This is a genomic window from Pseudoalteromonas sp. LC2018020214 (assembly GCF_016598755.1).
Lineage (GTDB): Bacteria > Pseudomonadota > Gammaproteobacteria > Enterobacterales > Alteromonadaceae > Pseudoalteromonas > Pseudoalteromonas distincta.
The window spans coordinates 2,762,991-2,776,094 of record NZ_CP066804.1; the positions used below are offsets into that span (position 1 = coordinate 2,762,991).

At 38.2% G+C, this 13,104-nt stretch carries 8 protein-coding genes; 3 read left to right on the top strand and 5 right to left on the bottom strand.

The window, feature by feature from the left end; all coding sequences use genetic code 11:
- The first annotated feature begins 14 nt into the window (after positions 1–14).
- A complete protein-coding gene (locus JG479_RS12260) occupies positions 15–620 on the top strand; it encodes a TIGR04211 family SH3 domain-containing protein (RefSeq protein ID WP_002958928.1) in 606 nt (201 codons plus the stop codon).
- Between the two features lie 32 nt (positions 621–652).
- On the opposite strand, the gene JG479_RS12265 is transcribed toward JG479_RS12260, so the two are convergent.
- The 5 genes from JG479_RS12265 to JG479_RS12285 all read right to left on the bottom strand — a co-directional run bounded on the left by JG479_RS12265 (position 653) and on the right by JG479_RS12285 (position 6,609).
- Positions 653–1,714: a DUF21 domain-containing protein gene (locus JG479_RS12265; RefSeq protein WP_024598984.1), complete on the bottom strand. Its 1,062-nt coding sequence runs from the start codon at positions 1,712–1,714 to the stop codon at positions 653–655.
- 55 nt (positions 1,715–1,769) lie between these two features.
- On the bottom strand, positions 1,770–3,122 hold the full coding sequence (locus JG479_RS12270) for a magnesium transporter (RefSeq protein ID WP_007584828.1): 1,353 nt from the start codon (positions 3,120–3,122) through the stop codon (positions 1,770–1,772).
- A 314-nt stretch (positions 3,123–3,436) separates the two neighbouring features.
- Positions 3,437–4,186 carry an RIO1 family regulatory kinase/ATPase domain-containing protein gene (locus JG479_RS12275; protein WP_138489524.1) on the bottom strand — a complete coding sequence of 250 codons (750 nt, stop codon included), beginning with the start codon at positions 4,184–4,186 and terminating at the stop codon, positions 3,437–3,439.
- A 133-nt stretch (positions 4,187–4,319) separates the two neighbouring features.
- Complete coding sequence (locus JG479_RS12280; RefSeq protein WP_223231670.1) at positions 4,320–4,835, bottom strand: MarR family winged helix-turn-helix transcriptional regulator; 516 nt, start codon at positions 4,833–4,835, stop codon at positions 4,320–4,322.
- 106 nt (positions 4,836–4,941) lie between these two features.
- Positions 4,942–6,609: a methyl-accepting chemotaxis protein gene (locus JG479_RS12285; protein WP_200219413.1), complete on the bottom strand. Its 1,668-nt coding sequence runs from the start codon at positions 6,607–6,609 to the stop codon at positions 4,942–4,944.
- A 485-nt stretch (positions 6,610–7,094) separates the two neighbouring features.
- Here JG479_RS12285 and JG479_RS12290 point away from each other — a divergent pair, with 485 nt between their 5' ends.
- Positions 7,095–9,803 carry an endo alpha-1,4 polygalactosaminidase gene (locus JG479_RS12290; RefSeq protein ID WP_200219414.1) on the top strand — a complete coding sequence of 903 codons (2,709 nt, stop codon included), beginning with the start codon at positions 7,095–7,097 and terminating at the stop codon, positions 9,801–9,803.
- Positions 9,803–13,090, top strand: a complete 3,288-nt coding sequence (locus JG479_RS12295; RefSeq protein WP_200219415.1) for a tetratricopeptide repeat protein — start codon at positions 9,803–9,805, stop codon at positions 13,088–13,090. The genes JG479_RS12290 and JG479_RS12295 overlap by 1 nt, the downstream gene beginning before the upstream one ends.
- Positions 13,091–13,104 lie beyond the last annotated feature (14 nt).

Here is a 13,104-nt window from a genome sequence, read left to right on the forward strand (position 1 = left end):
AACAAGGTAGATAAATGCTAAAACATTGTTTATTAGGGCTACTTTTAACAGCCACCACATTCATGAGTTATGCACAAGAAGCACAACCTGCAAATTCAACGAATGCAAACACCGCTTATATTATCGATAATCTATACACTTTTATGCGCTCTGGGGCGAGTAAAAATTATCGACTACTCGGCTCTGTAGATGCTGGAACAAAGTTAACCTTGTTATCAAATGAAGAAAACGGCTTTATAAAAATTAAAGATGATAAAGACCGCGAAGGCTGGATAGAAACTAAGTTTATTACTAAAACAGCTGGCTTACACCAACAGTATAAAACACTAAGTAGCGAAATGAGCACTATGCAAGAAAAGCTACGTCAAGCTCAAATAGAACTTCCACAGCTACAAGAACAAAACCAAACTTTAACAGATCAAAATCTGCAGTTATCTGCTCAAATTACTAAGCTTAAAACAACGCTAGAGCAAGAGCGCACTCAAAAAGAAGCTGCTAGCTCAAAAGAGAAACGTCAGCTACTTACTTACGGTGGTGCTATTGCGTTTTTAGGCCTGTTTTTAGGTATTATATTAACGATAGTGCTGTCACGTCGTAAGCGCTACGAAGGTTGGGCGTAAAGCTCCATCCAACTAAATACAAAAAAGCCGCTTTATAGCGGCTTTTTATTCTCTGTATTTTCATGCAGTTCGAGTTTTGGTGCACTCATACCTTTGAGCAACCGACCAAATATATCAGCGCCGGTAATAATGCGTTTCACGTCGCTCCACACTAATACCACATCGTGATCAATGGCCCCATCAAACGATTTATCTAAAGAATGATTAGCCCGTATTTTTAAAATCACTTCACTCAAACGCATCGCTTCATCAGCAACAATTATAGGTCTGTGACAATAATGATAAGGGTCAAACGTATCTGGCTCAAATAACGCTGATCTTAAAAAGCCGTCAGCATCTACCACTAATAAAGGCCAACCGTCTTCATTGGTAATGATCACCCAGTTATAACCTGACTTATGTAGTTTGCGTAAAAACTCATTATCAGTTGTTAATGTAAGGTCTGGGAAAATAGGCAAATCAAGCTTAGTAGGCAAAGCAATAATAGAGTCTGGATCAATTACCTCACCCTCTTTGGTTACGCTTATTTCATCTAAGCTAAAAAAGTTAAGCGCGCCTATTCCCTCAACGTGTTGAACATCAGCTTCTTCAGCCTCTATGTGTTTGCGAATAATACCCCTGAGCTCACTTTCAGCAAAGTACGTAATCCCCTCTTTACCTAACCATGCATCGAGTATTAAAGCCGTTGGCTTAGCAACTATATAAAACAGAATCTGATAAAACTTAATTAACGGCGAAAGTAGGCTCGCCATTTTTAACGCATTACGCGAAAAATAAGCCTGTGGTGTTATTTCACCAATAATAGTAATTGCAATAGTTGAGAATAAAAACGAACTTGCGCCCATTAATACCGAATCAGAAAGTAGTGTAAGTAGTACGTTAATACCTACGTTACCCCACAAAATAGTCGACAATAAAAAGTTAGAGTCGTTTCGAAGGGCCATTACTTTTATGGCCGCCTCGTTCCCTTTTGCACTTTCCATTTCAAGCTGAAGCCTACTTAGTGAAAAAAACGCTAAGTTTAAGCCCGAAAATATTGCCGATTGTGAAATACACAAAGCAATTGCACACCAAATCATGACTTCAAAGGTCATTGTATTTTCCTGTTAGTAATACCAATTCACTTAATTAAGCGAATTGGTATAAGGCTTATAAAAGCAATAAACTGCCTAAACCTAAAAAGGTAACAAACCCAACAATATCGGTAACGGTAGTTAAAATTACCGAGCCAGATAACGCAGGATCAATTTTCATTTTGTCTAAAATAGACGGAATAACAACACCCGCTAGTGACGCAGCGACTAAATTCAATAATATGGCTACCGTAATCGTAATACTAAGCATTAAGTCGTTAAACCATAAAAAGGTAAGTAGGCCGATTACAAACGCCCATACCAAGCCATTTACAGCGCCAACACGTAGCTCTTTTTTAAGCAACGCATTACGGTTTGAATCTGTAACCTGTCCGAGCGCTAAACCACGCACAATAACGGTTAATGTTTGACTACCTGCGATCCCGCCCATAGAAGCAACCACTGGCATTAATACAGCTAGTGCTACAACCTGTTCTATAGTTGCGCCAAATAAACCGATGAACCAGGACGCTAAAAAGGCAGTAGCTAAGTTAATACCTAACCATATACCACGGTTTTTAGCACTTTTTCGCACACTTGCGAACAGGTCTTCGTCTTCACGTAAACCACCGGCTTTAGCGGCTGCTTCATCAGCAATTTCTTGTCGTAATTCATAAGCAGAGGCAATGGTTAATCGCCCAAGTAATTTATTATCAGCATTAACCACTGGCAGTGCCATTTTTTCACTGTGGATCACCACTTCTGCTGCTTCATATAAATCATCATCAGCATGGAGCGATGAAAAGTCATGATTTGCCAATGTCATTAAGTTATCAGTGTCGCTGGCTTTTATTAAATCATTTACCGCAACCTCACCTATTAAACTACCCTTGCGGCTTACTAAATAAATAACTTCACTGTATTGCGGTAAACCTTTATGTAGCAATTTTTTAGCGCCACCGGCAGTTAGCTTCTCTGATACTTTTAAAAAGTCAAAACCTAACCAGTGACCAAGTTGTTCTGGCGGGTATTGCTGCGCTAAATCATATTGTTTGGTTTGCGCTTCATCGAGTTGCTTTTTTGCATACTCAACAAATCGCTCTGGTATAACTTCTTCAAGTTCCAGTAGCTCTTCTACATTAACTTCATCAAGAAGTTTAAAAGCCTCAGTGTCTTCTAGCGTTTGCAGCAACCACAAACAACTATCTTCACTTAAATTAACAAAAATTTCGTGTTGCGTGTCTTCATCAAGCAACTGCCAAATTTCAAGTCGTTGTTCTTTTGGTATCGCCTCAAAAAGTAATGATAAGTGCTCTGTTGAAAGCGTTAACTGCGCATCTGCTAATAATTTATTTTTGCGTTCTGTTGTATCGCATTGCAATAAATCATTTATGAGCTGTGGAAGTTGGTCTACCGGATACTCAATCATCTTAAAACCTTAAAATTTAAAAGCGCACATTATTTATAGTCTACTTGAACAATAAAAAATTGCAGAAAAAACGTGAACTTATTAAGCATGCGCAAGCTATTTTTGCGCATTGTATGGGCAAACTAAATGCAGTACTAATATTTATTTTAAAAAATTAAAAAAACAGTAAAAGTAATTGTTTTTGAGGGGTTAAACAACAAGTAAGCAAACCAAAGGGATTAATTATAATAAAAAAAATCCCATATTAGCTAGGCTAATATGGGCAAAATCACACAATGAATTAGGTGTTTTTAAATTACGGTTTATGCTTTAAATTAAAGTCTATCAGTAATATTTCGTACTAAGTCAGAATCTACAAATTGAGTAATAAGTGCAGCGCCCCACGCATAGCCTCGCTGTATTGGGTAACCTTTAAAAATCCAGCGTTTACGCACGTGATTAAAGCGCTCTAAATAGTCTTGCTTTTTTTGTGGCAGAGGCTGCTCACCCAATTTATTCCATGCTTTATATACGCCTGACATGTCAGATCCTCGCATAAAGCGTTGCAACCAACGTGGAAAACGAGAAAAGCTAATAGTGGACTGAAAATCAATAAAATAAGGTTTACCGTCTGCGCCGCATAAAATATTACCCATATTACGCAAGTCTAAATGCACGATGCCTTTGCGATGCATTTTTGCTACTTGACGCTCAAGCTCACTAAAAAAGTTAACAGGTAGTGTTTTGTCTTCATGAATTAAAGCGCGCAGTGGCGTGCCTTCAATATAGTTATAAGCAACCGCTATCGGCGACAATCTACAAAAGCGGTTAGCAACTGCGTTAAGCTCTGCTAAACGGCTCAACCCTTTATACTCTTGATTTACCGACATACGTGCAAATGTTTTGCGGATAAACCAGGGGCTTTGGCTAAAATCTTTAACGATTAAATCAAATTCATTATCTTTATATCGATACACAATCGCGTTAGCAAAACGTCCCTTATGGACAACACTTAAGTGATGTTGCATAAACGTATGTTCTGGAAATTGCTGTTGTAATTGTACTAACAAATTATTTTCAATCATAACAAACCTAACAAGATGATAACTTTAATTGCCTAGGCAACTATATTATCAAAGTTAGATTCTGCGCACAATCAGATCAACTAATTAGCACGCTAACTTTCTATTGAAACAGTATCGCTATTTTATTGATAATCTACTTTTGGGGGGAGTCTGGCAGTGAATCAAGATTATTTATAGCTTTGAATAGTAAGTCGATTATTTGGTTTTTTTCTGGCTCTGAAAAACCATTTAATGCTTGCGCATAGACTTCGTTCACTACAGGCATAATTTCAGGACAAAGAGCTTTACCTTTTTCACTTAAACACAAAATAGTTGAGCGCTTATCAAGCTCACATTGCGTTTTAATAATGAGTCCTTTTTCTTCAAGTCGGTTTAGTAAGCGGCTCATAGCGCCACGATCATAAACCATATATTCGCAAAGTCCTGCAAGCGTATTAACCGACTCTCTCGCAAGTAGTACAACCACAATATATTGCGCAGAAGTTAAGTCCATAGGAAGTAACTTGGCATCAACATGAATGGCTAATCTCGAACGTAAAAAAGAGACTAAACGCCCCAAATCTTGCTCTGGCGCTAACTCTTCTCGAGTACAACGTTTAATTGATGGCATGTTTTGCATGGTTATTTCACTGTATAGGTATATTTGCATGCTGATAGACCTTAACGCATGCAAAAAATTCAATAATTTTTATAAAAAATCGCCCACAAAAATAAAGCCGCTATTAGCGGCTTTTAGTGTAGGGCTTTGAGCTTTGTTAAATCTTAAACTGGCCAACTAAGTGTCCTAAGCTTTCACCACGCCCAGCTAAATGCTGACCAACTGAAGAGGTAGTTTTACTTGAAATAGTTAGCTCATTAACTATTTCTTGAATAGCAAATACATTACGGTTTATTTCTTCTGTAACGCTACTTTGCTCCAGCGCCGCTGTCGCAATTTGCGTACTCATGTCGTTAATTGATCTAACTGAGCTTGTTACTGCGCCTAAACTTTCTGAAATAGCACGAGAGGATTCAACAGAGCGATTACAACTACTTTGGCTTGCTTGCATTGCTGCAACTGCATCTGATACTAAATTATGTAGCTCACTCAGCATTTCACTAATCTCTAGTGTGCTAACTTGAGTACGACTTGCTAGGCTTCTTACTTCATCGGCTACAACTGCAAACCCTCTGCCTTGCTCACCTGCTCGCGCAGCTTCTATTGCAGCATTAAGTGCAAGTAAGTTTGTTTGCTCAGCAATTCCACCAATTACACTTAGTACGCTATTAATCTTTTTAGATTGATCACTGAGTGAATCAACCTGTTCAGCAGCTAAGTTAATTTCGCCCATTAAGTTTGAAACCTCACTGAGTGAAATATCAACACACTCTTGAGCTTTAGCAACTTCTTGCGTTGCCGCTTGAGTTGACTCTGCCACTTGGTTTGTATTTTGAGCCACCTCATGAGAAGTAGCCGACATTTCGGTAATAGCCGTCGCAACAAGATCTGTTTCATGATTGTGATTAAGTAACTTGTCTTCAATTAATCGTGTTTGTGTATTTATATCACCAGAAGCTGTTTTTACATCGTGTGTTACATCAACCACATTAGCAATAATGCCATGTAGCTTACTTACAAACATATTAAATGCTTCGCCAAGTTGACCTATTTCATCGTTAGTATCAATGTCTAGACGCTTGGTTAAATCGCCTTCACCTTTTGCAATATCGTCGAGGCTTTGCGCCATGCGCTGTATTGGTTTTACCATTGTATTTGCGGCAACTAACGCACATATAATTGTTAAAACAACCCAAAACAAAGCAATTAATAATAAGGTCATTACCTTATCATTCATGTGCTCTTGCATTGCTGTTTGGTATTTAAGTAGCTCTGCGTCTATATCATCCATATATGCGCCAGTACCAATCATCCAGTTTGTGCCTGGTATCATTGCTGCATAGCCCATTTTTTCAACTAAGCCTGTGGTATTTGGTTTTTGAAAATGATAGTTAAAAGCGCCGCCGCCTTTTCTAGCTTGCTCTAATAAGCCCACTATTATTTTTTTACCGTTAGGGTCAGTCATCCCTATTTTGTTTTGCCCTTCAATAGCATCACCTAGTAATGCATGAAAAACACTAATGCCATTGGTGTCGTATATAAAAAAGTAACCACCTTGGCCAAATGTTAAGTCTCTTAAAGCGTTTTTAGCATCTTGCTCAGAGCCATTTGCTAATTGATAACGAACAATTTTGCTAGCAATTTCAATTTCGGTACTTAGTAACCTTTGCTTGTCACTTATTAACTTAGTTTGAAATGCTTCAAAATTTTGTTGCTGATTTTTATTCTCTAAATAATAAGAACTCAGCATTAAGCTGATCAAAAGTAGCATTAGCGGTAAAATAGCTAGTAACAGCAATTTGTTTTTCAAGCTTAAATTACTCATTTTTTCTCCGAGGTGTATAAATGCATATATAACGACAATTGCCAAAGTTAAATTACGACTGTTTACTATGTTTTATTGGGTTTAAAACATAGTAAATAAAAAATTTGGTGGGAGTATACTCATACCATGCTCTGCGTGCTGATATTATAGTCACAAGGGAGGTATTTGAACACTAAAAACACTGCGACCTTTGTATTAATCAATATATTATTTACCACCCTTTTTGTTATATTCAAAATTCTAACGACTGTATTGATCTAAAATTAATTTGATAGCGTACTGAACCGCTCGATTGCTTCGTATGTAATGAGTTAACTCATTAGTCATGTTAGTATTGGTTTTAGGTTCATATAAATAATGAATATATGGATATTAAACTTCCATTAACATATAATAGTCCTATATTCCTAATACCAAACAACTAGATCGAAATTGGAACACATCACTTTGAGCCACAGTTATAATCTAATAAAAATGAATTATTAATGAAGTATATTTTATACCTTGCACTTTTAGTGTCGGCACACGCATTAGCAACGCCTGTAAATAATAGTATCGCTTTTTACTACTCAGCGCCGATGCCCTTAGCCGAAATGACCTTTTATTCTCGCGTTGTAGTTCAGCCTGACCTTGTGACTGAGCACGAACTCAATTGGTTTAAACAGCGTAACATAGCTGTTTATGCTTATTTAAGTGTTGGTGAGTCGTTTATTGAAAGTGAGTCCTCACTCGTAGTTAACCCTAACTGGAATAGTCACATTGCCGATTTAACATCTACGCATTGGCAACAACGTGTGCAAAATAACGCAGCAGCTTTAAAAGCACGAGGCTTCAGTGGCTTGTTTTTAGATACTCTAGACAGCTATCAACTTTTAGATGACAAGCACAGTAAATCAGAACAAAAAAATGGCTTAGTCGCAATTATAAAAAGTCTGTCTGGCACGTTTAATAAACACCTTATCCTCAACCGAGGCTTTGAGTTACTACCTAGACTTACTGGTTTAGCCAGTGATTTAGTGGCTGAAGGTTTATATAGCCATTACAACCCAATCAATAATAGCTACAAATTAACCACCGAGAACGATCAAGCTTGGCTAAGTGCACAATTAAAAATGGCACAAAAGCTTGGTTTTAAAGTACAAGTTATTGATTATGCACAGCCTGACAACCGTCTTGCTATGGCGAAAAAAATAAAACAGGCAGGTTTTATTCCCTGGGTAACTGATGGGCACTTACAAACATGGGGTACATCAACTATATCACCAGTACCAAGACGCATCCTCATTCCGTACAACAGTAACGTTAAGCCACTCATTTACACTACCGTACATTTAAAGCTTGCGACCATGATTGAGTATTTGGGGTATATACCTGATTACATAGATATGGCAAAGCGCGATTTACCGTTAGTTGATCCTAGCTTACATGCTGGTATTATTTCGTGGACCTCAAGCGACGCATTTTACACACCAACACTAAACAATTGGCTTGAAGCTAATTTAGGTCTGGTGCCAGAGCTTATTTTAGGCGAGTTACCACAATCAACTAAATTATTATTAAGCTTAGGTATTGAGTCGTTAAACACACTACCTGAAGGTCCATATAAACAAGATAGCTTTGCACCTTGGCTTAAAGGGGAGTCCACAACACCTCCCCCTATTGTTAAACCATACTTACTCAAATTATCAACTGATGCGACTCCTTTAATTACAATAAAATCATCGGATGACACAATAGTTGTACAAGCTGCTAAAACTAAATATGGTGCAGTCGTAGTTGCTCCTTGGCTAATTGATACATTTCCGATGGAAGGCAGCAAATGGGTTATTGATCCGCGTACATTGCTTACTCAAGCAATGGGATTACCACCTATATTAGTGCCAGATACAACCACCGAAAGCGGCAGGCGAATGCTTACTTTGCATATCGATGGAGATGGATTTACAAGTGTTGCCCACTACGCAGGTAAGCCTTATTCAGCAGAAGTAATTCGAGATGAAATAATTAAACACTACAAACTACCGTTAACGTCATCAGTGATCCAAGCTGATATTGAAGAAGGCGGTATTCATTCTAAACAAAGTGCCAAACTCGAAGGCATTGCGCGTAGTATTTTTAACCTGCCTTACGTAGAAGTTGCTTCACACACTTATAGTCATCCCTATTTTTGGACAGCACTATCTGGGCAAAAAAAAATAGATGAAGACGACACAGATTACGGTTTTCATCTAGACGTGCCTGGCTACAACACAATTAGCCTTAACAAAGAAATTACCGACTCGATAAAGTACATTAATGACAAGCTCGCACCTAAAAATAAAAAAACAGTAATGATGCTATGGTCTGGTGATGCAACACCTGGCCCAAAAGCACTTGAACTTGCTCGTGACGCTGGTGTGTTAAATGTCAACGGTGGTAACACTGATGTAAATGCTGATAACCCAAGCCTTTCTCACATCTCCCCTATCGGTCGCCCTGAAAGAGATTTGCTGTATCAAATTTACGCCCCCATATTAAATGAAAATGTTTACACAAACCTATGGCATGGCCCTTATTACGGCTTTAGACGTTTAACCGAAACATTCGAAATAACAGAAAAGCCATATAGGTTAAAGCCTTACACTATTTATTATCACTTTTACTCAGGCGAAGTTCTTGCGGGCTTAGACGCTCTTAAACACAACATTGATTATGTTTTAGCAAGGCCAAATACACCGGTGCATTTAAGCCACTATGCAAAAGTAGCAAAAGACTTTTACTTTTCTGCACTTGCAAAAAACAGTAATAATGAATGGTTATTTAGCTCAAAGTACATTCGTACTCTGCGCATACCTACCGATTTTGATGTGCCAAACATAGCTCAAAGTGAAGGTGTATCTGGTGTAACTGAAAAAGGTGACTACATACATATTATAAATAACATAGCTCGCCTTAGCTTTGATCATAGCCAAAATAGTAAAAAACCTTATTTAGCATCTGCAAATGTTGTTATTGATAACTGGCAAGTTAACGGACCGGTTAGTTTTAAAGCGTGGGTGCCCGCTTCACTTGATTTAATTAATGCACGCTCTTGCGAATTTGTATCTAATTTGGGTGAGCGCTTCAAAGGTATTAACCGGGGTAAATTAACACATTTTAAAATACCTACAGGTGACTTTTATGGTTACCTTAACTGCAACGGATCTGCTCTATAATGAATACTAAAAAGCGCCCTCAGTTAATTTCTATAAAAACAATATTAGCGATACTAGCTGTAAGTTGTTTTGCACTTTATGCGTTATTTCCCCATACCTTATTTTTTGAAGATGATGCACTTTCACAAGATTATACCTTTGAGAAATCTTATCTTAATGCAGCACTCAATGCAGAGCCCGACAACGAAAAGCTTCGCGCAAAATTGGTTGAGCTACATATAGGGCTTAGTGAGTATTCACAAGCCACTAACGAGCTTGAAAAGCTACCTAGAGGCGAGCGCAAAGCAACACTTGAAATAAAGCTGCTTTACTCATTATGGCTAGCAAGTGGTGCTAAAGTTGACGACCGCTTTGAAGAGCTATCATTAAAAATAGGAGCTCATAAAAATTGGAACGAACAAATACTGACTATTGCAAAAGCCGTTGGGTTAAACGCAAAAGTTGCTCAGTATTATCAAAAAAATAAACAGCCACTCCTTGCAGCCGATTACTGGTTAAGCGCAGGGGAACCTGACAAAGCATTCGCTATTTATAAAACAAATATAAATGCTGACATTGCAGCTAAAGCGATTGAAACTGCACTTGGCGCAAATAATCCGATTCAAGCTTATGCATGGTGGAACACCTACGGTGACAAAGCCGATGTTAAACGCACCCTTTATTTAGCAAACTTGGCTGGCAACACAGAAGATGCAGCTCAAGCTATTGAAAGCTTATTAAAGACCGACCCAAATAACAGTGAGTACTTAACACAAGCAATGCACCTGCGTTTAGCAAATGGAAATGCAAAAGGGGCTGAGCAATTACTTGCAAAGCTATTACTACAAAGCCCAGATGACAAAGAGCTACATTTATTAAATTGGAAGATAAAGCGCTGGCAAAATAAGCCTAAAGAGGCACTTCGAGAGTTTAAATGGCTAATGTCTAACAAAGCCGTAACCCCTGCGATGCTTACCGATAGTATTAACGATGCCACCGCTTTATATTTATACCAAGATGCTAATGATATATACGAATATAAAGCCCAAAATAGAAATCTAAAAGGAAATGGCTTTGCTAATTGGATGCAAGCTAACGAATTTATTGGTAACACAAAGCAAGAGTTAAATAATATTGAACGCTTTGAGCAAATAAATGGTAAAAGTGCGTTATCACAATATTGGAAAGCAAAAGTACTTCACGATACTGGTAATTTAAAAGCATTAAGAGCTTTGTGGCCTACATATAAAGGGCCTAAAAATGAAGAAGATTTACTTTGGATTGCCCGCGCATTTTGGCTAGAAGATGACTTTTCTACAGCTCTGCAAGTACTAAAAAACAAACATGAAAGTTCTGACGATGAGTTTTGGAGTGCCAATGTAGACATGGCAATGCGAGTCCAAGACAAAGCTCATGAGCTATATGCATTAGAGCAGTTACAACAAATAAGCCCTTTAAGCGTAGGCGACATGCTGCACTACCAACAATTGCGCTTTGAAGGTAGGCCTCAGGAGCTTCTTGATTATTTATGGAAAAGTGAATCGCAAACTGACCGTCAATTGATTCAAATTGCATTATTAAGCACACAAGTAAATGATGCTAGATCAGTTGCACGTATTCATGCTGAACTTGATAAACAACGATATAATAAAGCTCTCTATCCTGCTTGGTTAATTCTTTCAAATTGGTATCAAAACCAAAGTGATTTAAATTCAGCTTATACAACTTTAAACCGCGCTGCTAAATTAAGCGAATATGACTCTGATGTTGTGCTTGCACAAGGTTGGTTAGCGCTGCAAATGCATGACACTGTAATGATTGGCCGCATTTTAGCTCGCTATTCTCAAAGCGATCCTTCCTATGCGTGGACCCAGCTATTAGCAAGCTTATCTATTTATGATAAATCATATAACAGTGCTTACTTTTATTTGCGTAAATTAGCCATTGCAGAGCCAAGTGACTTAACAACACTGGTTAACTTAGCCGATGTAATGAAACAACTTGGCTACTATGCAAATGCTGCTGAACTTAATCACTATTTACTGCAACACTTACCTAAAGATAAATATGCATACAGAGGCTTAATGTTCCGCTGGGCGGGCGCGATGGCTGTTCCTCATTTAATGCAATTAAACACAATGGAAGAACTTGCCCCCGACACTATTGGTGAGCCCCAAACAAACTGGTGGTTAGCACGCAGGGCTGCACAAAAATTAGAGCCATGGCAAAAACTACAACTTTATATGACCAACGGCGAATTTAATAAAGCGAAACAGCTTATAGCTGAAGGTTCACTAAGCAAATTAGATGAGCTAAACGCCCTACTCTATTTAAAACAACCCTATGCCACCATGCAACGTTGGTACGAAGAACTCACTGGCGAGGCAAATGAATCGCAATTGAGTTTACTCAGAAATGCACGCGCATCCTATTTTAGAGCGCTTGAAATAAACCTATCGCCAGAGGCTGGTTTAAACAGTAGCCAGTACGATGTAAACGTTTATTTTCCTTATGCTAATGGGCAATGGAAATTAAGTTTAAGTAATCAGCAAAATCTTGATAACAACGGATTACTGTTTGCGATAGAAGATAAAATGACCTTTGGTCGTTGGTATTTTGATGCAAAAATAGATTCTCACCAAGGTAGCTTAGTTAGCCGCCAAGGTCTTAGCTTGGACTCTCGTTATCAATGGGATTCACGAACACAGGTAGGTTTAAAGCTTGAATATAATGTTGAAAACCGCCAATCAGAAGCACTACTTAGCTATGCTCAGCTAGATAAAGCCACGGCCTATGTTAACTACAATATTGATGGTAGACAAAACGTACAGCTATCAGCAGCAGCGATGTCTTTTTCTCGAAGAAGCGATGGCAGCTCACTAATAAACGGCCAAGAATATAATGCTCGTTACCAATACAGCATTTTAAAAGACCGCCCAATTTGGAACGCTTATTTTAGTGCGCAATGGCAAGACTTTGAACGTGTTAATGCATTAATAAATACAGATGCAAGCAGAAGACCGCTAAGAGTTGACCTTCAACCATTTAGACGTTTTGCACTAGGGACCTCATTTGCTTCAACTGGTTCATTAGAACCTCCTTATTTAGGCGCAAGCCCTTCGTGGTTATTTGATATAAGTACTGGCTATCAAACACTTAACGATACAGTAGATGTATCAGTTTCAAGTGGCGCTGGTTGGTCTGTACTGGGCGATGATTTATTTAAATTACAGCTGGGTTACCAAAGTAGTAATAAAGTGGGTAACTCAGATACACAATTACAATTAGGTTATTACGTACATTTTTAATGTTAGGAGAGAGT

Bases quoted from the DNA above. Each gene is read 5' to 3' on its own strand.
- JG479_RS12260 (WP_002958928.1), top strand. From the start codon at position 15: ATGCTAAAACATTGTTTATTAGGGCTACTTTTAACAGCCACCACATTC.
- JG479_RS12265 (WP_024598984.1), bottom strand. From the start codon at position 1,714: ATGACCTTTGAAGTCATGATTTGGTGTGCAATTGCTTTGTGTATTTCA.
- JG479_RS12270 (WP_007584828.1), bottom strand. From the start codon at position 3,122: ATGATTGAGTATCCGGTAGACCAACTTCCACAGCTCATAAATGATTTA.
- JG479_RS12275 (WP_138489524.1), bottom strand. From the start codon at position 4,186: ATGATTGAAAATAATTTGTTAGTACAATTACAACAGCAATTTCCAGAA.
- JG479_RS12280 (WP_223231670.1), bottom strand. From the start codon at position 4,835: ATGCAAATATACCTATACAGTGAAATAACCATGCAAAACATGCCATCA.
- JG479_RS12285 (WP_200219413.1), bottom strand. From the start codon at position 6,609: ATGAGTAATTTAAGCTTGAAAAACAAATTGCTGTTACTAGCTATTTTA.
- JG479_RS12290 (WP_200219414.1), top strand. From the start codon at position 7,095: ATGAAGTATATTTTATACCTTGCACTTTTAGTGTCGGCACACGCATTA.
- JG479_RS12295 (WP_200219415.1), top strand. From the start codon at position 9,803: ATGAATACTAAAAAGCGCCCTCAGTTAATTTCTATAAAAACAATATTA.